The organism is Rahnella inusitata (assembly GCF_018288855.1).
GTDB classification, from domain to species: domain Bacteria; phylum Pseudomonadota; class Gammaproteobacteria; order Enterobacterales; family Enterobacteriaceae; genus Rahnella; species Rahnella inusitata.
In genome coordinates, this window is record NZ_CP065024.1 from 2,474,109 (window position 1) to 2,497,055 (window position 22,947).

Genomic DNA, 22,947 nt, shown 5'->3' on the forward strand with positions numbered 1-22,947 from the left:
ACTGATGGCCACTCCAAGACAACCAATGACCGTAGCCCGTCGTTTATTACGCAACAGCATGATTTTGCTGGTAATCGGCGTCGTTGCCACACTCCACGGCCTGATCGTCGGCAGCCCTGATACGCCGGCGGGCGAAATGGCGCCGCAGCTGTTGCTGGGCATCTGGTTTATATTTATGGGTGCGGTAATGGGGTTGATCAGCTGGCTGGTCATCCGCAACAAAAAGAAGAAAGGCCTGCTCTGAGCCTGACAACGCACAATGAAAACGCTCTCCGGAGCGTTTTTTTATGCCCGCCGTGCGGGAAACCTGCGTTGGGTCAACGTCCGTCGTTCAGTATTCACGCAATTTATCCTCTGTTATAAAGATATCTGCTAATAAAAATCCCATTCCACTTTTGCCAGGAAAATGACATGACCAGAACGGTATACCTCAACGGGGAGTTTATTGCCGAGCAGGATGCGAAGGTGTCGGTATTTGATCGCGGTTTCTTATTTGCGGATGCGGTGTATGAAGTCAGCGCCGTACTCAATGGCCGTCTGCTGGATAACGCCGCGCATCTGGCGCGTTTATCACGTTCCTGTCAGGCGCTGAACCTGCGACTGCCTTGCCAGCCAGAAGATATCGAAGCCCTGCAAAACCGGCTCATCGCCGAGAACAGCCTTCAGGAAGGCGCGATTTACCTGCAAATCAGCCGGGGAAACAGCGGCGATCGCGATTTTGATTTTCCGGGTGAGAGTGTTGAACCGACGTTTCTGATGTTTACGCAGGCAAGGCCGTTGATTGATCACCCAAAATCGAAAACCGGTATCCGCATGGTTTCCGTGGAAGATATCCGCTGGCAGCGCCGCGATATCAAAACCGTCGGCCTGCTGGCACCTTGTCTGGCCAAAGAGTACGCACACCGTCACGACGCCGATGATGCCTTGCTGGTCGAAAACGGACTTATTACCGAAGCCAGTTCAAGCAATGCCTGGATTGTTGATGCGGAAGGCACGCTGATCACCCGTCCGCTGAGCACGCACATCCTGCACGGGATCACTCGTCAGGCGCTACTGGCGCTGGCGAAGCAGCACGACATCCGGCTTGAGGAACGTCCGTTCACGCTGGAGGAGGCGATGAATGCGCGGGAAGTGTTTATCAGCTCGGCGACGACGTTTATATGGCCGGTCATTTCCCTGAATGGAAAAGTCATTGGAGGCGGGGTGCCGGGGCCAGTGACGGGGAAATTACGGGAGATCTATGTGGCGGAGGCGATGCGGGCGACGGCGGGGTAGTTTCAGCTACAACTTCAAGATCAAAACCTTGGGTTGCCACCCAAACTGGCCTTAAAGGGGGCTTATCGCCGCCCCCCTTAAGAATCCCAGGCTCTTAAAACACGTGCCATGCAGACGGGCTATGTTAAACACGACTCGGACTGCTCCCTCCCCTGCGAAGGGGTGAGGTATTAAGGTCAAATAAAAAGTTGAAGTGTGCTTTAGCAAATATGATGGCTTCTCAGGCTCTCTTAAATGATCCATTGGCAATTGAAAAAAACCACTCCGGTTTAATTTAGATGAGATTATTCCTAGTTACTACGCTATTAAAACATTGTTTAAGTTTTGTTTTGTCAGGATCCTGGTAGTTTTTTATTCTGAAATAATACAAATATCTGACATTACTTGAAGTATTCATCCCTTCCTCTGGTTTTTTCATAATGTTTGACCTAATCTTAAAATATATTCCTAAATCAAAAATCCCAAATTAAGTTGATAAAATAAACCGAGGATTTAATCAAAGTAAGGAATAAAGAATGGCGTGGAAGAGAAGAGAGAAAGTGGCAATTATGGAACCCCTTTCGATGGTCAACGAAACAATGACCCAGATCCTGAGAGAGGAGGGCGATATTATTATTGAGGGTACGCTTTATAATTTTGTTTCTCTTAAATCATTGCTTGAATTAAGAAAGCTTGATGTGGTTTTCAGTGAAGTCTATGACGCCAGTACTTCTATTATTGAAGGTCTGGATTTCTTAAGAAAACTCAAAGCGCAATTTCCTGCTATCGATATTATTCTTCACACTGAAATCGAAATTCCTGCCTTACTCATTCAAAGCAATGCCGATGCTATCTATATGAAACAATTGGGTGTCGAGGGCTGCCGTGCTTCTGCTGCCCAGATACTGAATGCGGAAAGTATGGTCAGCGTACTCTTTTATGAGGACAGAAAACGTCATTACGATTTTGAAATGCTGAGCGATTACGAGTGGGAAGTGCTGATCATGTTTAGCCAGCAGATGAGCATCACTAATATTGCGGATAAAAAGAAAACCGATTATCGCCGCATCAGCCGGATGAAACACGCTATTATGGATAAGCTGAAAATCAATAATAATGTGGCGTTCAGTCAGTTAATGGCGCTGGCAGGGTGCAAATTTGGCGAATATCCGCCGGTCTCTTTATAAAAATACGGCATCAACATATTTCTTTCAGGTGCACCATGAAGCCCGCAAACCCTTTTGGCCGACCTTTATTATTTCTGCTCAGTACCTTGCTGATGATGGCGGTGACGCTCGGCGTTACGCATCTGGTGGTGGCTGCTTATGATCGCGACGATCTGGCTTCTTATGCCCGGCACATTATGGCGCGCGGTCTGGAAGTCGCTAACGAATCCCATAACATTGTCAGTAATGTCAATGCTATACGGTTTGAAGCCTGCAGTGACAGGTTTCTCGATGAGATCCGTTACCTTTCGTTTACCTCGGTGTTTATTTCCGATATCGGCTACACCAAAGACCGTCAGCTAAAATGCACCGCCATGCGCGGACGTTTACCGGAACCGGTGACCATGTCAATTCCCGATGCGGTGACCCGTTACGGGCAGCGGATCTGGACATCGTTCAGCGGTATTGTTGATCCTCGCATCACCGCTGACATGATGGAATCTAAAAACGTTTTACTCTTTCCTACCCCTGCGGCGTTTCGTGACATCTATGTGCCGTATGACGGGTTCGGCGCGGTGATGATAAACCACCAGCGGGACCACATATTCAGGTTGTTCGGGGAAACATCCGGGCTGGTGAAAGATGTGAGCGAGCCGGGACGACTTTCCTGGTGGCATCAGGCGCAGTTTTCAGAGTGCAGCAAAAAGTATGATATCTGCGTGATGGCCAGGAATACGCAGATCGGACTTTTCTCGCTTTCTGCCACTGCCGTCGTATTCATCACGCTGGCCGGGTTACTGGCCGGCGCTATTTTCACCTTTGCCGTTCTGCAATATCTCAGAAATAACCGTTCCTTACAGAATAAACTTAAAACGGCCATCAGCTGTGATGATATCTGTGTTAACTATCAGCCGTTTGTGGAAATAAAAACGGGTAAGGTAATCGGTTACGAAGCCTTAGCCCGCTGGAAAGATATTAATGGCGATAATATTCCACCAGACGTGTTCATCAGACTTGCCGAATCCACTAATCAGATCAAAGCATTGACCCGTTCCGTCGTCGCCCGTACCTTGCGGGAAATGTCACCGCTGCTGCGCGAAAATAAAGCGCTGTTCGTGAGCATTAATATCACCACGGCGGATGTAACGGATCCAGAATTCAAAGTCTTTCTGGAGGAGGAGATCGACAAAGGCGGATTTGACCGCAGGCAGATTGTATTAGAGATAACCGAGCGTTCAACGGCGGATCATCGGCTTCTTAAAGATGCGCTGGTGCGACTCAGAGAATACGGTTACCGCATTGCGCTGGATGATTTTGGTACCGGTTATTCCAATCTGGATTACCTGAGCAAAATCTCTTTCGACATTATCAAGATCGACAAGATATTCACCGATGCGATTAGTATCGAATCGGTGAGTTTCCGTATGCTCAAAATGATGCTGGAGATGCTCGCGCAGACTGGTTCAAAGATCATCGTTGAGGGCATAGAAGAACAGCATCAGGCAGATTTCTTACTGGCGCATTACCCTAAGATTATCGCGCAAGGCTGGCTATACGGTAAGCCGGTAGATATCGGTAAAATCCGCTCCTGAGATAAACAAACAGGGGCGAATTCGCCCCTTTTATGCTTACTCGCCCAGCGCCAGCTGATTTTTCTTCATTCCTTCAATCTTCATCAGCATGTGATACAGCGGCGCGATGCGATGAAAATCTTTGCTTAAAATCCCCACCAGCTCATTCGAGAACAGTGGTTCCATATCCATATGAGAACTGATCAGCGCAAAAGACTTCTTGTTGTACCAGGCCGCCAGCGCCGGATCCTGCTCTTTCACCAGAGGGCGTTTATAGCTGTCACCTTCAATGGTGAAATTCGGTTCGATACATTTCGCCATCTGCAAAAATTCCTCCGGCTTATGCAGCAGCTGCTGGCGGAACAAATCCATCGTAGTCTTTGATGCGCTGTAATAACCCAGCCCGTAACGCCACCAGTCCTGGCCGAACTCAAAGAAGTAGGTCGGTGCATCGGTCCAGTTCTTACGCGAACGCTTGAACGTCAGCCAGAGGTTACAGCGGTAAATCGACTTGTCGTTAGAAAAGCGCGTATCCCGGTGCATTCTGGATATCGTCTTACCTATTGCCGGGCGCACTTCAAACAGGTCATCAATCACCACCATATCCTGGCTGAGATCCTCCACCAGCTTGCGCATCGGCTCCAGCAGATGCTGCTGATAGATATCTCTATGCTCTTCAAACCACTCTTTGTCGTTGTTCTGCCGCAGCTCCTGCAAAAAGGTGAGACCTGCCTGCGTAAAACCTGTAAATGCTCCCATGATGTTCCCTTTTATCTGTCACAAAGCCAATGAGCTGTGTATTTAAACAGTATCGCTGAAGGCGGAAAGGAGATCAAAGGGGGATTTAGCTTTTGGGGCTGGAAAGTAAAAGTATGCAAAAACGGTAGATTACGATGAGAGCAGATTATTGTTCTATATCAATATTTACAGAGTCATGACGCTAATATTAGCCTTGAAACGTTTTATCGTTTAACTATTAAAATGCTTTGAATAAATAATCCGCAGAATGTTTATTGGCTAACCGGTTATAGATATAAAAGTCAGAATTTGTCTTTGCATGTTTAATTAACCTGAGAATATTCCTAGTTAAGAAAGTGTAAGTTTGAAATATGTTTTCAGGATGTTAATGAGAATTGCAGATTATTTCCCTGTGATAAAAGCGGTTTTACATCAATTCCTTTATGAAATAGATGTCTATTACATATTTTTTGGAATAAAACACTAATTTATGCGTTTTATGTAGATTTGTTTGCTGAATCTTGTCGTGACTTTATGATTATCACCTCTGGCAAGCAGTTCAAGGTGGGTTGCGTCAGAAGGAAATTAATCTAATGGAGAAACAACGCATGAATAAGAAAAGTTTGGTGGCTTTAGGTTTGCTGGTAGCGGGTTATTCAATGTCGGCATCAGCTGTATCTGATAACACCATTTCTTTCCAAGGTGAAGTCTCTGATCAAACCTGTGAAGTGACCGTAAACAGCGATTCTGCTCCGGTTGTCTTAATGCCGACGGCAGCTGCAAGCGCGTTAACAACAGCAGGCAGTGTTGCAGGAAAGACCTCTTTTGACATCGCATTATCGGGCTGTACTGCTGCGACTACTGCGACCACTATTAATACTGTGTTCTCGGGTAATCTGGTGGATACCGCCAATCAAGGAACCCTTACAAATACAGGCACTGCGACCAATGTTAACTTGCAATTGCTTGACACTGATGGTTCTGCCATTGATTTAAGTTCAACCTGGACCAGCACCAAAGGCGAACTTTCCCTTGCAGAGACTGATACAGCGTCCAGCGCAACCTTCTTTGTTCAGTATTATGCTACCGATGCAGCAACGGCGGGCACCGTCGCAGGTTCCGTTGAGTATGCGGTGAGTTACCTATAAGCCATCCCTCTGATATAAAAGATGGCAGGTTGTCTGCCATCTTTTTATTTGAATAATAATGTCTGCCTAAATGACATTGCAGAATAAGTGATAAGAGAACAAACAATGCATTCTGGAAAAAACACCATTATTTATTTACTGGGTATCGCACTGACGATATTACTGGGATTGCCCGCCGTCGCTTTCTCAAGCGTGACCATGATGGGGAATCGGATTATATATCCTGCTGACAGCTCATCAGTCAATGTTGAATTTACGAATAAAGATATATTCCCTTACGCTGTCCAAACCTGGATTGCAGAGGCGGATGCAAACTCCACACCGGTCACCGCGAAAGCACCGTTTATCGCATCGCCGGCGCTGTTTAAAATTGCGCCAGACAGCGGGCAGGTTTTAAGAATTACTTTCACAGGGGGTAAGAATTTACCTCAGGACAGAGAATCCATTTTTTATTTTAACTTTCTGCAAATTCCACCCATTAACGCGGGCGGAGCAGAGAGTCAAAATAAAAACAAAATGCTCGTAATGCTGAAAAACCGGGTGAAGTTATTTTACCGGCCTGTTTCCATCGCAAACAGAATTAATCATCTGGGGGAGGATATAAAGATCACCTCTTCCACGTATTCTGGGGGGACAAAATTATTGATGAAAAATGGCTCGCCTTTTTACGTGTCCATTGCCAGCGTCAAGATTAAGCAGGAAGACCACGTTTATTCACAGCCAGCGGATATGCTTGTACCTTTTTCTCAAGGTCATGTGGATTTTAAGAACCTTAAGTTAAAACAAAATGCCATCGCAGTAATTGAATATATTAATGACCAAGGAGCGAGAGTTAATCATGAGTATCAAATCAACCCATAAGAATACGCATATTGCCTCACTCTCACTTCTGACGTTATGTATTTTATCTAGCTTTAATACGGTATCTGCCGCAGAGGAGTTCTATTTCGACCCCAGCCTTCTTGAAGGTTCGGGTGTGGCAATTAACTTTGAAAAATTGAACGAAAAAGTCGTCAACGTCGAAGCCGGGAATTACCAGGTCGATCTCTATGTCAATAATAAGTTAATTAAAGAAAATACGAAGATTTCGTTCACCCGAATAACGGAAGATGATTCAGCACAGCCTTGCCTGAATGCTGATGATATTAAACGTATTCAGTTAAAAGCTGATGCTGTTTCCCTGCTGCCAGTGGGTGATCGGTGTGTGAGTTTTTCAGCGCTTTCTAAAGAGTCTTCTTGGGAATTTGAACAATCCACGCTGAAATTAAAATTGTTAATTCCTCAAGCTTCGCTTTACCGTCAACCGCGCGGCTATATTCCCGTTTCGCAATGGGACAGTGGTGGGTTGGGCTTATTTTTTAAGCACAACACTAACTATTATGAAACCAGGAACACGGGAGGCTATACCACTAAAAACTTGTGGAGCGGCTTGAACAGCGGCACCAATATTGGCCTGTGGCAATTAAGAAATCAGTCCAACTTCACTTACAGCGATACTGACGGGCGGACTAAACAAAAATGGACAAGCGTGCGCACTAACGCGCAGCGTCCGCTGCCTTTTATTAATTCATTGGTCACCGTGGGTGACAGTTACACCAATAGCAGCCTGTTTGGCAGCCTCTCTTTTAATGGTGTGAAACTTGCCAGCGACACGAGAATGATGCCGCAGGGGAAACGGGGTTATGCGCCAGAGGTTCGCGGTGTCGCCACGACTACTGCGCGTGTGGTCGTCAGCCAGCTCGGCAAAACCATTTATGAAACCGTCGTGTCTCCGGGCCCTTTCGTTATTGACGATTTGAACAATACTCGCGGACAGGGTGATTTACAGGTGTCTGTTATTGAGGCCAATGGACAAACATCGACGTTTACCGTTCCTTACTCAGCCGTGCCGGACTCCATTCGTCCGGGTATGTGGAATTACGAATTGGCGTTGGGCCGGGTGCGTAACTATTACAACGTCGATAATGAATTTTTAGAGGGGGTGGTTCAGCGCGGTCTCAGCAACCGGTTTACCGGTAACGCAGGCGTACGTCTGGCAAAAGACTACGAGGCCTATCTGCTTGGTGGCGTAATGGCGACGCAGTTCGGCGCTGTCGGGCTCAACACCACCTATTCTCACGCCGTTGCAGAAAAAAACAAAACGCAGTCCGGCTGGCGGGCGGAAGCGAGCTACAGTAAAACCTTTACCACGGGTACCAACCTGACACTGGCCGCGTATCGGTATTCGACCAAAGGCTTTCGTGATCTGCAGGATGTACTGGGTGTAAGGCGTGCGGCTGATAATACGACAACCTATTATTCGGACACGCTAAACCAGAAAAATCAGTTCAGTGCGACAATCGCGCAAAGCTTCGATACTTTCGGTTCATTATCGCTTAACGCAAGTACGTCGGACTACTACAGCAATAATTCCCGAATTACTCAGATGCAGTTGGGTTACAGCAATAGCTTCAAAAAGATCAGCTACAACATCAACGTGGGCAGACAACGGACCAGCTATAGCACCCGCAGCAATTACTACAGCGACGTGGATGATAGCGATAACCGTCAGAAATATACCGAGAACACGGTCTCCATCGGGTTCTCTATGCCGCTGGACTGGACGGATTCACGGTCTAACGTTGCATTTAATCTGGCGAAAAATAAAACGTCAGAGTCTGCAACCACCAGCCTTTCTGGCTCCGTTGGTGAAAAAAGCAACGTATCGTATTCCTTATACAGCGGCGTAGAGAATTACCAGGACAGCGGGAATGAAATGACCTGGGGGGGGTCACTGCAACAGACCACGTCAAAAGGCGCATTCCGGGGTTCCTATTCGCAAGGCACGGATTATAAACAATTCGGACTCGGTACATCCGGCACCTTGCTGATCCATCCCGGCGGCGTGACCTATGGCCCGTATGTCAGCGACACCTTTGCATTAATTAAGGCCAAGGGCGCAAAAGGTGCGGAAATTAAAAATGGCATGGGGGCGAAAATCGACAGCTTTGGTTACGCAATTTTGCCGTCATTATCTCCGTACCGTTATAACACCGTGAGTTTAGATCCTAAGGGATTGAACTCTAGAGTGGATATTCAGGGAGGCAGCAAGCAGGTGGTGCCGTATTCCGGTGCAATTGTGCAAGTTGAATTCGACACAATAAAAGGCCAGCAGGTATTGATCAATACCACACTCAAAGTTGATCAAATGATCCCTATGGGTGCTGATGTCACCGATAAAGACGGCAAGAATATTGGTATGGTTGGCCAGGCGGGGCAAATTTACGCACGTATCAACGCGCGTTCAGGCGTGCTGTTTGTTTCATGGGGTAAAACGAATGCAGAGCAGTGTCGGATTAATTATCAGTTGCCTGCTGGTGATAATAATGACTTTGTCCAATTAACGTTGCCATGTGAAAATTAATTGTGGAATAAAAAGCATGTTTAATTTAAGGCGTATTTGATTTTTTCAAAAAAACTATTTTATTGGTATTTATAGGGGGACGGACATAATGAAAAAATCACTCTTTTCGCTGACCTTTCTGGGGTGTTTATTACCAGGCATTTCAGAGGCAACCTGTCAGCGGGTTGATGGGACGGGTTATCTGACCACTTCTCTTATTGAAGAAGGTTACACAGCGAAAAGTTGGGAGGGAGCATGTGATACATGCAATGGAAATTTGGGACTGCCTTCCGTCGTGCAAATAAGTACGAGTTCGAATTTTATGCCTTCAGGTACGCTACTTGCGAGCTCAACGGCAAGTTTTATCCAGGGTTCAGCAAGGGTCGCTTATACGCAGAATCAAATTCTTTTCCGTTGTCTTCTTAGCGATGCTGATTCTATTTATGAAATGTACGCGACAAACGGTGATAATGCCTATACCGGGCAATATACGGCTGACGAGGTTGAAGGGAGCTATTATAGTGTTGCGAAAAATGTCGCCTACAGATTAACAAATACCACTACGGGCGAATTTTACTCAAGATATTGGAAGTCGAGAAAATTAACTACAGATGATTGGGTTCAGGATAGTACTTATATTTATGTGCCAGCCAGTGCTTTCAGTGGTGTGACAATTGAATTGTTTAGAATAGACTCTACCTCTTATTATGTCTATAGCGGAACCTCAGATTCAGTAGGATATTCTCAGCCAAATGGGTATATCGCTTTTAAAGGGACAGGAGTGTCAAACAATGTCACTGAAGGCGCTGATTCACTGAGTTATTACGAGGGGATTGCTCCTTATTGGCCCGGTGCATATGGTATGTATAACAATGTCAGATTTGTTCGCGGTGCCGTTTGCTCAGTCAAAGATTATCCATCGGTTGTATCACTACCCTCAATCTCAGCATCCTCTCTTAAATCAGGTGCAACAAGTGAACAAACTTTTTCTATAAGTTTGCAATGTGAAGACGCTGCTGTTTCCAGTATCAGTTCGTCATCAGCAACTTCTTCTGCAAATGTTGCCATGGGTTTTCTGGTCAATCAGTCAACAGCTGTCACGGCGGCTACAAATCTGGGATTAGTAACAAGTAACGGTGGATTGACGCATTTACTCGATACCAACTATGGCAGCAGTGGCGTGGCCTCGGGAGTAGGTATCAAAATATACGATGAAAGTGGCACGGCATTGAATCTGCTGACAAGCACTACGCCTGCTACAGGCAATACCGGCGGTTGGTACGCCTATAAAGATCTGACCACCAGTCAGGGCGATTCAACGGACGGTATCACAACCTACACCGGAAATTTTACAGCCTCTCTGGAGGCAATCAGCGGCGAAACAGTTACGGCGGGGAGCGTCAATGCACAGTTACAAGTGGTGGTCAGTTTTCAATAAAATCACCGTTGCGGCGGGCATTATGCTCTGTTGCACATCGTTTCACGCCAGCGCGGTGGTTAATGCGGAAAAGACCCGCGTGGTGTTCAACTCGGGCAACATCGCGGAATCACTGTCATTAGTGAATTCCGAGAAAGAACCGGTAGTGGTACAGGTCTGGACGGATAACGGTGACCCGACGGTGAATCCGGATAAGGTCCACACGCCGATCGTGATCAACCCGCCGGTGTTCAAAATGAAACCGGCGGAGATCCGCAACATTCGCCTGTTATTGGTTTCAGCCGGAAACCTGCCGCAGGATCGCGAAAGCGTATTTTGGCTGAATATCTACCAAATTCCGCCAAATACCGAAACGCGGAATAAAGGCGAGAAAAAGGTCGTGCTGCCCTTAAAAATCCGCATGAAAGTGTTTGTCAGGCCGGAAAACATCGGTGAACTGAAGGAAAGTGATGCACAGAAATTGCAGTTCAGTATCGGGAAGGAGGCAACCGGCAATAAGCTGTTGATCCAAAACCCGACGCCGTGGCATATGACGATTTCATCGTTGAAGTCAGGGGCGACGGAGTTAGCGGGGGTCATGGTGGAACCGCTTTCCAGTTTGCGGGTGGACATCCCGGCGGATAAAAATCTGTCAGGAGTGATGGAATATGAGGTTATTAATGATAACGGTACACGCTGGCAGAATAGCCAGCAGATAAATTAAATATCATTTCAGCTTTTACTCTCAATAATAAAAATGACCACGCCTGTGAGAAAAAAATGATTAACCGGCCGGTTGCGCCGGTCATCTCTTGTGGCTAGTTTTTGATGGCACGGGCAATAGAATAATTCCCGCCACCGGAATGGGTCACAGGAGAGGCATTTTGAAATCACTGTTTAAGCTTAACCTCACGATATTTATCGTCGTGGTCATATTAAGCGGATGCTCAACGCATAAGTATGATCAGACGCTCGATAATCAAATCACAGCCTTTCAGATAAAAGCCGATCAGCAGTTTGTGACATGGTATGCGAAGGCTATGGCGGAAGACGTCAAAACTGTCTCGCCGGTCGCAGCCTGCAACGCTGCGCCTGTGATGGCGGGGCAGTCGCTTTCGCTCATTTCCCCACCTTCAGAAACCGACAGTCAGTTTTTTAATTCGGCAGAAACGGATTTATCACTGATTGAATCCCGCACCAAATTGCTAAATAACAATCCGGCGATAGACCAGCAGATGTTTGGCCTGCGAAATATCTTCTATCAGATTAAATACAAACGGCAGCATTGTTCCGTGCAGGACTCACCGGCGTATATCAGTATTCAGCGAAAACAGGTCTCAGTCATTTTACAGGCAATGCTGACTTATCAGCTGGTATTAAAAAACGGTTCAGGCATTACGCAAACTAATCAGGGGTAAATGTGATGAGTGATATTTTTGATTTACGTGACAGCGCCATTAATGCAGCGAAAAATTCACTGGGCGCGAACTGGAATACGGTCGCCAAGGGCGCAGTGCCGCAAATTGAGGCGTTGCTGCAACTGACATGGGAGATTGAAAAGGGTAAAGGCAGCTTTCGCTCGGGGGAATACGAGTCTTTGCTGGCATCGCAAAAATCGACCTTCGTGGCTGTGCTGACCACCTACGAGGCGATCACTGAAGAGATCGCATGGCAGGCGCTAAATGCGGCATTTGGTGTCATTTTTAACGGAGTACGCAAGCTTCTGTGAAAACCGCAATAGAAATGGTATCCGGCGGGCAGGTCTAAAATTATCTTTATCGATAACTATTTTCATTTAGACTGACGGACTTGCCCGCCTCCGGGCCGTTTCTATGAGGATGCCTGATGCTCCGCCGTTTCTTCTCTTATTACGTTCCTTATAAAAAGCTGTTCTTCCTCGATTTCGGCTGCGCCATTCTGGCCGGGCTGCTGGAACTGGGCTTTCCGATGGCGATCAAAACCTTCATTGATAAGCTGCTTCCTGCCCACGACTGGGTGCTGATCATCGGTGCGACCGTCGGCTTGCTGCTGATTTATATCATCAACACCTTATTAATGGCGATTGTGAACTATTGGGGGCATGCGCTGGGCGTCGGGATTGAAACTGACATGCGGCGTCAGGCGTTCAGCCATTTACAGAAACTGTCTTTCCGCTATTACGACAACACCAAAACCGGCCATATCATCACTCACGTCACCAAAGATCTGGAGGAAGTGGGGGAGATAGCGCATCACGGTCCGGAAGATGTGTTTATCGCGGTGATGACCTTTATTGGCGCGTTCATTCTGATGGCGACCGTGCATGTGCAGCTGGCGCTGATGACCATCATTATTGTTCCGGCAATGACCTGGATGGTTAGCCGTTATGGCGCGCAAATGACTGACACCTGGCGGCGTTTGTTCGGGATGGTCGGTAATTTCAACGCACGTATAGAAGAAAGCATCGGCGGTATTCGCGTGGTCAAGGCGTTTGCCAACGAGGAACATGAACAAAAGCTGTTTGCGTCGGATAACGACAACTACCGCATCACGAAGCTGAAGGCCTATAAAATCATGACCGCCAGCCTGACGCTGAGTTATCTCAGTACCCGCCTGGTGCAGATAATCGTCATGATCGCCGGGACCTGGTATGTGATAAACGACCAGCTGACCTACGGCGGATTTGTCGGATTCCTGCTGCTGGTGGAAGTGTTCTTCCGCCCGGTGGCGAAAATCAGCTCGGTGCTGGAAAGCTATCCGAAAGGGATTGCCGGTTTTAAACGCTTTACACAACTTATCGACACCGCGCCGGATATCGTGGATCGTCCCGGCGCACAGATCGTCAGCCATCTGCATGGCGACATTCACTACGACAACGTGGTGTTTGGCTACACGCCTGCCGGCAAAATCCTCAACGGGATCACGCTTTCTATTAATGCAGGCGAAACGCTGGCGTTTGTCGGCCCATCGGGTGCGGGGAAAACTACGCTGTGCTCGCTGCTGCCGCGCTTTTACGAGTTAGACAGCGGCAGTATCACCATTGACGGCATTGATATCCGGGATATGACGCAAACCTCGCTGCGCCATAACATCGGGATCGTGCAGCAGGACGTGTTCCTGTTTGGTGGCACCATTCGTGAAAACATTGCTTATGGCAAACTGGGTGCCAGCGAAGAGGAAATCCGCCTCGCCGCCAGCCGCGCACGATTAGATGATGTGATCGACGGTTTACCGCTGGGCATGGACACGGTGATTGGCGAACGCGGCGTGAAACTTTCAGGTGGTCAGAAGCAACGGCTGTCTATCGCGCGCATCTTCCTGAAGAATCCGCCGATCCTTATCCTCGATGAAGCGACGTCCGCGCTCGATACCGCCACCGAGCAGGCTATCCAGCAATCGCTGGCGGAGCTCTCTGAAGGAAGAACCACGCTGGTGATCGCCCACCGCCTGGCCACCATCCAGAATGCCGACCGCATTGTTGTGGTCGATAAAGAAGGAATTGTCGAGCAGGGTACGCATGACACTTTGCTCTCCCTTCAGGGCCGATACGCTCAGCTTCACGCCGCGCAGTTCCGCTAATGCTTTCACTCCTCCCCTTCAAAGGGGAGGAGTGAATTTGAGTATCAGCAGTCATTCAGAAGTTAAAAACACGCCCTAAATCTGTCAGTCTCCCTGCAAAAGTTATCTCTCTTTTAATTCTTCCTGTTTAACCAAAGCCCGTTTTGAATAAAAAAAGCGCAACTCGGGCGAAAGGAAAAGTCCAATTTCGTTCAATTTAATCACCTGCGTAATTATATTTATCTTTAATCTGCCTTTATTTTAATCAGTAGCTTTATTAAAAATCCTAAGAGCAATGAAATTGCGTAGTACAAAAATCTTATGACCGCTTTTTCTATTTATTAGATAAGGAAGTTAACATGAAAATAATTACCCTGCTATGCACTATTAAAAGGCAACAGAGGGGCATTTTTCAGATAATTCCTTAACGATTGTTAACGGAAATAATCGTTGGAGAATGGTGATCTGGCTTGCAACTACTTTACAAATCGCAACGCATTTTGCACCAAACTAAAGCGTTGCATCATATTGGTGCAAAACGTTATGCGAAAACCGCATATAATCAGTGGTTTAGCGGCTTATGATTGAAACATTACGTTACATCTCTTTACGCAAAAAAGACTCAGAACGCCGAACTTTTCCATTTTAACTTTTTGTGCGCAGTGTTAAGGTTCAAGTCGTTTTACAGACAGACGCATTTAAAAACATGTACAAATACTCATAGTCCTATATTCCCGTCATATAAAAGAAAGCGGACATGAGAAATCCTTTATAAAAAAATCAAGGAAATTTAAATAATGATGAAGCGCAGTGTGCTGGCCTTAGCGGTCTCTTTAATTGCAGTGGGTTCTACCGCAAATGCAGCCGAGATTTATAATAAAGACGGTAATAAACTGGACCTCTACGGTCGCGTGACTGCCAAGCATTATTTCTCCGATGACACCGGTTCTGACGGCGATTACACCTATGCACGTCTGGGCTTCAAAGGCGAAACTCAAATTAACGACACACTGACCGGTTATGGCCAGTGGGAATACAACATTCAGGCTAACCACGCTGAATCTCAGGGCGACCTGGGCAATAAAACCCGTCTGGGCTTTGCGGGTCTGAAAGTGAAAGATTTCGGTTCTATCGATTACGGCCGCAACTACGGTGTTGTGTATGACGCACTGGGCTTCACCGATATGCTGCCAGAGTTTGGTGGTGATACCGCTAACTCCGATAACTTCATGGTTGGCCGTTCTAACGGTCTGGCCACTTACCGTAACCAGGACTTCTTCGGTCTGGTCACTGGTCTGAACGTTGCCTTGCAGTATCAGGGTAAAAACGAAAACGACGGCCGCGCTTCAAACAAAGCGAACGGCGACGGTTACGGCGCATCCATCGATTATGAAGATATCGCAGGTTCCGGCATCGGTGCGGTTATCGCAGGTTCTTCTTCTGACCGTACTAACGCACAAGCCAACTCCGCTATCGGCGGCGGCGACAAAGCGTCAGCATGGGCAACAGCTCTGAAATATGATGCAAACCAGATTTATCTCTCTGCAATGTATAACGAAACCCGCAACCTGGCGTCAATCCCGGGCGGCTTCGCTAACAAAACTCAGGGTTATGAGTTAGTTGCACAGTACCAGTTCGAAAATGGTCTGCGTCCGTCAATCGGTTACGTGCAGTCCAAAGCGAAAGATGTTGAAGGCGTGGGCGATGCTGACCTGGTTAAATACTTCGAAATCGGCGCGACTTACTACTTCAACAAAAACATGTACACCTATGTTGACTACATGATCAACCAGATCGACGACAACAACAAACTGGGCGTGAGCTCTGACGACATTGTTGCTGTAGCGCTGACTTACCGCTTCTAAGTTAGTGTACGAAATTATTACCCCATTCTGTGTCTGAAAAAGGTAATCGCAAAGGCAGAGTTCATTGGCTCTGCCTTTTTTTATGCCTGTTATTCAGCCCTCTGCCGTCCGTGCCTCCTGTCTACACTCCTCAAATAACCACAATAAATTCAATAAACTAAACCTATAGCCTCAGGTTATACCCCCTCATTAAACAAGTATTCGTCAGCCGGAACTTCGCATGGAATAGTCTGCGTACGCATTACAACAACGCATTCTAAAAAACCTTTACGGAGAAACTGACATGCAGCAAATACCGATGCCGTACCTGTTATTCCTCGGCGATGTAATGGATCCGCTGGCAGCCAAAACGGCGCGCGGGATTTACGTCTGGCGCCCTGAATCTTGCGTCGGGCAGATTCGTCTGGCGACGGACTCTGTCTCACTCGGCTTACCAGATCTGGATATTCCAACGGCGAAAGCGCAGGGCGCAAAAACCATGGTGCTGGGCACCGCCAATTCAGGCGGCAAACTGCCAAAGCACTGGATCGATTCCATCAAAACCGCCATCCGCGCCGGGCTGAATGTGGCCAACGGGTTGCATCAGGGGCTGAATGATATCCCTGAGCTGGTTGAACTGGCCGCCGAACACAACGTGCAACTGTTCGACGTGCGTCATATGCGCCCGGAGCTCGATACCGGTACCGGCATTAAGCGCAGCGGCAAACGCATTCTGACCGTCGGCACCGACTGCTCGGTCGGTAAAATGTATACCTCGCTGGCGCTGGAAGCGGCCATGACGGATCTGGATCTCAAAGCTGATTTTCGCGCTACCGGCCAGACCGGCGTGCTGGTCGCCGGTGCGGGTATTGCGATTGATGCGGTGATTGCCGACTTTATCTCCGGCGCGGTGGAGCTGCTCGCGCCTGCCAACGACGACGACCACTGGGACATCATCGAAGGCCAGGGCTCGCTTTACCATCCGTCTTTCGCCGGTGTCAGCATGGGCCTGATCCACGGCGCGCAGGCGCATTTACTGGTGATGTGTCATGAGCTTGGCCGCCCGCATATGCGCCATCTGCCGCATCAGTTTATGCCGACGCTGCGCCAGTGCCTCGATACCAATCTGGCCGCGGCCAGCCTGACCAGCCCCGACGTTAAAATCGCCGGTTTCTCCCTCAATACCTCTGGCGTGAGTGAAGAAGAAGCCAAAGCGGCGCTGGCACAAATCAGCGAAGAGTTCGGCGTGCCCGCCACCGACCCGGTGCGTTTTGGCATTAAAAACATCGCGCAATGGATCAAGGACAACGGCTGATGATGCAGATGAGTTTCGGCGCCGTCGAACTGCCGCTGGCGAGGCCTTTTGCGATTTCACGCGGCACGCGCACCGCCGTGACGGTGGTGCGCGTGACCCTGACCGACGGCGAGTTTACGGCGACCGGCGAATGTACGCCGACCGCGCATTATCAGGAATCGCCGGAAAGTGTGTGCGAACAGCTCGAACTGATCCGCCCGCAGGTGGAGGCCGGTATGAACCGCGACGCGCTGCAACTGGCCTTACCGATCGGTTCGGCGCGCAATGCCCTCGATTGTGCAATGTGGCATCTCGATGCGGCAAAACAGGGCAAGACTGTGTGGCAACTGCTTGATATGTCAGCGCCGGTGTCCGTTATTACCGCAGAAACGCTCAGTCTGGATTCGCTGGAAAACATGGCGAAGGCAGCAGAAGTGGCGGTAGCGGGCGGGGCAAAACTGCTGAAAATCAAACTTAACCGTGACCAGATTATTGAGAAAGTGGCGGCGATCCGCGCTGCCGCGCCGCGTGCAACGCTGGTGGTCGATGCCAACGAATCCTGGCTCGGACTGGATCTCGAAAGCCTGTTTCACGCGCTGCACGAATTCAACGTGGCGATGATCGAACAACCGCTTCCCGCCGGGAATGACAAAGACCTGGTGCGTTGTTTGCATCCTGTTCCTGTCTGCGCTGATGAAAGCTGTCATGAACGCGCCGATATCGCCGGGCTGACTGACCGCTACGAGATGATCAACATCAAGCTCGATAAGTGCGGCGGACTGACCGAAGCGCTGGCGATGACCGCCGAAGCGAGACGGCTCGGTCTGCGCATTATGGTCGGCTGCATGCTCGGTTCGTCGATTGCGATGGAAGCGGCATTGCCGGTGGCAGTGCAGGCGGAACGTGTCGACCTCGATGGCCCGATCTGGCTGGCGCAGGACGCTGAACCCGCGTTGCGCTATGAGCACGGCGAAGTCTGGGTGTAATCGCCCAAATCACACATTACTGACCTCAATAAAGGAGACGCTTTTTGATGAATGAGCCCGTACCCATCTTACAGATTAACGATTTATCGGTGACGTTCTCCGGGCGGCAGGGCAAAACTCAGGCGCTGAAAGGCGTTTCCTTCTCTATTAATAAAGGTGAAGTGGTGGCGGTGGTCGGGGAAAGCGGCTCCGGCAAGTCCGTTACGTCACTGAGCGTGATGGGATTGCTGCCCGATTCCGCACACATCGATGCGGGCAGTATTGATTTCTTCGGTCGCAACGGCGCACGGCATACGCTGAATTCGCTGTCGGCAGAGGCGCGTCGCAAACTGCGCGGCCAGGAAATGTCGATGATTTTTCAGGAGCCGATGACCTCCCTCAATCCGGTGCTGCGCGTAGGCGATCAGCTCACCGAAGGGCTGCTCGATCACGGCATGGCGACCAAAGCCAATGCGTTGATCAAAGCCCGCGAACTGCTGATACAGGTGCGCATTCCGGACGTCGAACGCATTCTTAAATGTTATCCGCACGAGCTTTCCGGCGGGATGCGTCAGCGTGTGATGATAGCGCAGGCGCTGGCCTGCGACCCGGCGCTGTTAATCGCCGACGAGCCGACCACTGCGCTGGACGTCACGGTGCAGGCGCGCATTCTGCAAATCCTGCGTGATCTGCAAAAGGGCACCGACATGTCAGTGCTGTTTATCACGCACGATATGGGTGTAGTAGCGGAAATCGCCGACCGCGTGGTGGTGATGTATCAGGGCAAGGTGGTGGAACAGGGCAGCGTGACCGATATTTTTGCCCACGCGCAGCATCCTTATACCCGCGCATTGCTGGCGGCAGTACCGAAACTGGGCGATATGCAGGGGCTGAAGTGGCCGCGCCGTTTCCCGCTGCTGAGCACTCAGGCCGGTGCCGCCATGACGCCAAAAAATGGCGCAGAAAAGCAATCGGTTGCAGGTGATAAAGCTCACATTTTGTTGCCTGATGACGATCAAAAGACCGCGAATTACGATGCACCTCCGCTGCTCGACGTACGCGGGCTGCGGGTTTGTTACCCGATCCGCTCCGGCGTGCTTTCCCGCATCACCAAAGAAGTTCATGCCGTCGAGCAGATCGATTTTTCCATCTGGCCGGGAGAAACGCTGGCGCTGGTAGGCGAGAGCGGTTGTGGCAAATCCACCACTGGCCGGGCGATTTTGCGGCTGGTCGGCAGCGAATCCGAAAGCATTCACCTGAAAGGCAAAGAAATTACGCTGATGCGCGATACGCCTTTTCAGGGAGTGCGCCGTCAGATCCAGATGGTGTTTCAGGATCCCTATGCTTCGCTGAATCCGCGACTAACCGTCGGTTTTTCCATTGCCGAACCGTTATTACTTCACGGCCTGAAAAAGTCGCTGGCCGACGCCACGCCGACCGTTAACCAGCTGCTGAAAAGTGTCGGATTGGATCCGTCCTTTGCCCGCCGTTATCCCCACGAATTCTCCGGCGGTCAGCGCCAGCGCATTGCGATTGCGCGTGCGATGGCATTGCAGCCGCAGGTCATTATCGCCGACGAAGCAGTTTCCGCGCTGGATGTATCGGTTCAGGCGCAGGTGGTGAATCTGATGATGGATTTACAGCGCGATACCGGCGTCGCGTGGCTGTTTATCTCGCACGACATGGCGGTGGTGGAACGTATCGCCAACCGCGTGGCGGTGATGTACAGCGGGCAGATCGTGGAAATTGGCCCGCGAGATTCGGTGTTCAGCAACCCGCAGCATCCTTATACCCGACGCCTGCTCAGCTCCGTGCCGGTCGCGGATCCTGCCCGCCGTGTGTTACGTAATTTCGACGATGCGGAAGTGAAATCGCCGGTGCATCCGGTCGGGGTACAGATAGAAAAAATCAAATACAGTCAGGTCGCTCCGCACCACTGGGTGTCTGTCTAGGTCATTTATCACTACGTTAATTATTTGAATACACAGGGGAATACTATGCACTCGACGTTACTACGTAAAAGCCTTATCGCGGCCGGTCTGGCGCTCTGTTTCGCCGCTTCGGCACAGGCCAAAGACCTGCGCATTTCCATGTATGCCGATGTGACCGGTTTCGACCCGCACGACACCACCGATACCCTGAGTTATTCCATTCAGAGCGGCATCTTTGAACGCTTATTCCAGTTCGACAGCAAAATGGCGGTGATACCGGTGCTGGCGACCGATTACACCAGCAATGCCGACGCGACTGAATTCACCATCAATCTGCGCCACGATGTGACTTTCCAGGACGGCACGCCGTTCAACGCCGCGGCGGTAAAAATCAACCTCGACCGTCTGGCCAATCCGGCCAATAAACTCAAGCGTAATTCGCTGTTCAGCATGATCAAATCCGTGGACGTGCTGACGCCGTATCAGGTCAAAATCACTCTGAACAAACCGTTCGGCGCGATGATCAACACGCTGGCGCACCCTTCTGCGGTCATGCACAGCCCGGCCTCGTTAAAACAGTATCCGAACGAGCAGGATCTGAGCGTACATCCGGTCGGTACCGGTCCGTTCAAGTTTGTCGAATGGCAGCAGGGCAAAGACGTCAGGCTGGTGAAGTTCGACAACTACTGGCAGAAAGGCTGGCCGAAAGTCGATTCTGTGACGCTGTACCCGACGCCGGAAGATTCCACACAGGTCGCGAAACTGAAATCCGGCGGCGTAGAAGCGGTTTATCCGCTGCCGTCTGATCTGGTTGATACCGTGAAGAGCGATCCTAAGCTGGATATTTCGCAAAATCCGGGCATCTATCTGTATTACATCGCCTTTAACACCCAGAAAAAAGAGTTCTCAGACGTGCGTGTCCGACAGGCGATCAACTACGCCGTGGATCGCAATCTGTGGCTGAAAGTCGGTTTCGCCGGGATGGGTTCACCTTCCACGTCGCCACTGCCGAAAAACGTTCAGTTCTACCAGAAGCAATCCACGCCGGATTACAGCTACAACATTGCCAAAGCGAAAGAGCTGATGAAAGAAGCCGGATACGAGAAGGGCTTCGACGTGGAAATGTGGAGCTCGAACAAAACCGACCGCATCCGCAGCGCGCAATTCCTGAAACAGCAGCTGTCGTTGATCGGCGTGCGCGTCAAACTGGTGCCGATGGATTCCGGTACGCTCAACCAGCGTCTGTGGAGCACGCCGAAACCGGCTGATGCCAAAGTCGAAATGTACTATGGCGCATGGTCAGCCTCCACCGGCGACGCCGACTGGGCGCTGCGTCCGCTGTTTGCGACCGAATCCTGGATCCCGTCGGCTTACAACGTTTCCTACTACAGCAACAAACAGGTCGATGCGGCCATTACCGCCGGTCTGCAAACGGCTGATATCGAAAAACGTAAAGCCGCTTATGCCGATGCACAGAAACTGCTGTGGGCCGATGCCCCGGTCGCCTTCCTGGGTGTGCCGGATAACCTGGTCGGTAAGAGCAAAGACCTGACCGGTGTCTACATGCTGGCGGACGGATCGCTGATTTTTAATCAGGCACAGTTTAAATAATTTTTTGCTCCCGGAGGTTAAGCAGATTTTGGTCGGCTCCCCCCCTGCGAAGGGGGAGGAGCAAAGGGCAAAACCAACGCGTGTTCCGGTCTGCTTCCTCCTTCAGCTTAGGGGGAGGAGCACACCGTCATTAATATTCAGGTTCAGGGAAACACATCTATGCTGACCTATTTTATCCGCCGGATACTGGAGATGATCCCGGTTTTACTGGTGGTCTCTTTGCTGGTCTTTGGCTTTATCAAGCTGCTGCCGGGTGACCCTGCGCGTATTTACGCCGGACAGGATGCGCCGATTGAGGCGGTTGAGTCAGCGCGGGAACTGCTTGGCCTTAACGATCCGCTGCCCGCGCAGTACTGGCACTGGCTCAATGGCATGGTGCATGGCGATCTGGGGACGACTTATCGCACGCGTCAGCCGGTATCAGGCGTGATCGAAAGTGGATTTATGCCGACGCTTTTGCTGGCGCTGGCCGGTTTCGCCTGGTCGGTGGTGCTGGGGCTGGTGATTGGCGTCGTGTCGGCGCTCAAACGCGGAAAATGGCAGGACTGGACGCTGATGAGCATGGCGGTCGGCGGAATTTCCATGCCGCCGTTCTGGCTCGGACTGCTGTTGATTCAGTTTGTCGCCATGCCGTTCGGGCTGTTTGCGGTCAGTGGATTCAATCAGCCGACCGACATCATTTTGCCAGCGATCACCCTCGGTTCCTCGGTAGCGGCCGTAATGGCGCGCTTTACCCGCTCGGCGTTTCTCGACGTCGCGCAGGAAGACTATGTGCGCACCGCCAAAGCCAAAGGATTACGCGCCCGGCTGGTGACCTGGAAACACATCATGCGCAACGCGCTGATCCCCATCATCACCATGCTGGGCCTGCAGTTTGGCTTCCTGCTTGGCGGTTCGATTATTGTCGAAAGCGTGTTCAGCTGGCCGGGGCTGGGCTGGTTGTTGATCGAGTCGATCAAGACGCAGGATCAGCCGGTGATTCAGGCACTTGTGATGCTGTTCGTGTTCGAATTTATTCTGATTAATCTGCTGGTTGACATGCTTTATGCCGTCGTCAATCCGGCTATCCGCCTGCGCTAGGAGCTGCAC

General features: G+C 50.0%; 19 protein-coding genes. 18 read left to right on the forward strand and 1 reads right to left on the reverse strand.

Features of this window, described 5'->3' with window-relative positions; translation table 11 throughout:
• Window positions 1-4 precede the first annotated feature (4 nt).
• From I2123_RS11660 to I2123_RS11675, 4 genes are all read left to right on the forward strand, one after another.
• A complete protein-coding gene (locus tag I2123_RS11660; RefSeq protein ID WP_112168948.1) occupies window positions 5-244 on the forward strand; it encodes a hypothetical protein in 240 nt (79 codons plus the stop codon).
• 167 nt (window positions 245-411) lie between these two features.
• Complete coding sequence (locus I2123_RS11665; protein ID WP_213050482.1) at window positions 412-1,275, forward strand: D-amino-acid transaminase; 864 nt, start codon at window positions 412-414, stop codon at window positions 1,273-1,275.
• A gap of 515 nt (window positions 1,276-1,790) precedes the next feature.
• Window positions 1,791-2,441 (forward strand): response regulator transcription factor, encoded by a 651-nt coding sequence (locus I2123_RS11670; RefSeq protein ID WP_213050483.1) that lies wholly within the window; start codon window positions 1,791-1,793, stop codon window positions 2,439-2,441.
• Between the two features lie 35 nt (window positions 2,442-2,476).
• Window positions 2,477-4,012 carry an EAL domain-containing protein gene (locus tag I2123_RS11675; protein WP_213050484.1) on the forward strand — a complete coding sequence of 512 codons (1,536 nt, stop codon included), beginning with the start codon at window positions 2,477-2,479 and terminating at the stop codon, window positions 4,010-4,012.
• Window positions 4,013-4,048: 36 nt separating this feature from the next.
• On the opposite strand, the gene I2123_RS11680 is transcribed toward I2123_RS11675, so the two are convergent.
• Complete coding sequence (locus I2123_RS11680; RefSeq protein WP_213052501.1) at window positions 4,049-4,753, reverse strand: DUF2461 domain-containing protein; 705 nt, start codon at window positions 4,751-4,753, stop codon at window positions 4,049-4,051.
• Window positions 4,754-5,337: 584 nt separating this feature from the next.
• Here I2123_RS11680 and I2123_RS11685 point away from each other — a divergent pair.
• The 14 genes from I2123_RS11685 (at window position 5,338) to I2123_RS11750 (ending at window position 22,938) form a co-directional block, all read left to right on the forward strand.
• Window positions 5,338-5,877, forward strand: coding sequence for a fimbrial protein (locus I2123_RS11685; RefSeq protein ID WP_213052502.1), 540 nt, complete (start codon window positions 5,338-5,340; stop codon window positions 5,875-5,877).
• A gap of 105 nt (window positions 5,878-5,982) precedes the next feature.
• Window positions 5,983-6,738 carry a fimbria/pilus periplasmic chaperone gene (locus tag I2123_RS11690; protein ID WP_213050485.1) on the forward strand — a complete coding sequence of 252 codons (756 nt, stop codon included), beginning with the start codon at window positions 5,983-5,985 and terminating at the stop codon, window positions 6,736-6,738.
• Window positions 6,716-9,280 carry a fimbrial outer membrane usher protein gene (locus I2123_RS11695; RefSeq protein WP_213050486.1) on the forward strand — a complete coding sequence of 855 codons (2,565 nt, stop codon included), beginning with the start codon at window positions 6,716-6,718 and terminating at the stop codon, window positions 9,278-9,280. The genes I2123_RS11690 and I2123_RS11695 overlap by 23 nt, the downstream gene beginning before the upstream one ends.
• Before the next feature lie 88 nt (window positions 9,281-9,368).
• Window positions 9,369-10,697, forward strand: a complete 1,329-nt coding sequence (gene stbD, locus I2123_RS11700) for a fimbrial usher protein StbD (protein WP_213050487.1) — start codon at window positions 9,369-9,371, stop codon at window positions 10,695-10,697.
• The gene (locus I2123_RS11705; RefSeq protein ID WP_213050488.1) at window positions 10,663-11,400 is read left to right on the forward strand and encodes a fimbria/pilus periplasmic chaperone; all 738 of its coding nucleotides are present in this window, start codon (window positions 10,663-10,665) and stop codon (window positions 11,398-11,400) included. The genes stbD and I2123_RS11705 overlap by 35 nt, the downstream gene beginning before the upstream one ends.
• Before the next feature lie 160 nt (window positions 11,401-11,560).
• Complete coding sequence (locus tag I2123_RS11710) at window positions 11,561-12,094, forward strand: hypothetical protein (protein WP_244879805.1); 534 nt, start codon at window positions 11,561-11,563, stop codon at window positions 12,092-12,094.
• A 5-nt stretch (window positions 12,095-12,099) separates the two neighbouring features.
• A complete protein-coding gene (locus tag I2123_RS11715) occupies window positions 12,100-12,405 on the forward strand; it encodes a hypothetical protein (RefSeq protein WP_213050490.1) in 306 nt (101 codons plus the stop codon).
• 116 nt (window positions 12,406-12,521) lie between these two features.
• Window positions 12,522-14,234, forward strand: coding sequence for an ABC transporter ATP-binding protein (locus I2123_RS11720; RefSeq protein WP_213050491.1), 1,713 nt, complete (start codon window positions 12,522-12,524; stop codon window positions 14,232-14,234).
• 776 nt (window positions 14,235-15,010) lie between these two features.
• The gene (locus tag I2123_RS11725) at window positions 15,011-16,078 is read left to right on the forward strand and encodes a porin (protein WP_112168936.1); all 1,068 of its coding nucleotides are present in this window, start codon (window positions 15,011-15,013) and stop codon (window positions 16,076-16,078) included.
• 283 nt (window positions 16,079-16,361) lie between these two features.
• Window positions 16,362-17,372 carry an N-acetyltransferase DgcN gene (gene dgcN / locus I2123_RS11730; RefSeq protein WP_112168935.1) on the forward strand — a complete coding sequence of 337 codons (1,011 nt, stop codon included), beginning with the start codon at window positions 16,362-16,364 and terminating at the stop codon, window positions 17,370-17,372.
• A complete protein-coding gene (gene dgcA / locus I2123_RS11735) occupies window positions 17,372-18,337 on the forward strand; it encodes an N-acetyl-D-Glu racemase DgcA (protein ID WP_213050492.1) in 966 nt (321 codons plus the stop codon). The genes dgcN and dgcA overlap by 1 nt, the downstream gene beginning before the upstream one ends.
• 47 nt (window positions 18,338-18,384) lie before the next feature.
• Window positions 18,385-20,268: an ABC transporter ATP-binding protein gene (locus I2123_RS11740; protein ID WP_112168933.1), complete on the forward strand. Its 1,884-nt coding sequence runs from the start codon at window positions 18,385-18,387 to the stop codon at window positions 20,266-20,268.
• Between the two features lie 45 nt (window positions 20,269-20,313).
• Window positions 20,314-21,858 (forward strand): glutathione ABC transporter substrate-binding protein, encoded by a 1,545-nt coding sequence (locus I2123_RS11745; protein ID WP_112168932.1) that lies wholly within the window; start codon window positions 20,314-20,316, stop codon window positions 21,856-21,858.
• A gap of 159 nt (window positions 21,859-22,017) precedes the next feature.
• Window positions 22,018-22,938 (forward strand): ABC transporter permease subunit, encoded by a 921-nt coding sequence (locus I2123_RS11750; protein ID WP_112168931.1) that lies wholly within the window; start codon window positions 22,018-22,020, stop codon window positions 22,936-22,938.
• Window positions 22,939-22,947: the final 9 nt, after the last annotated feature.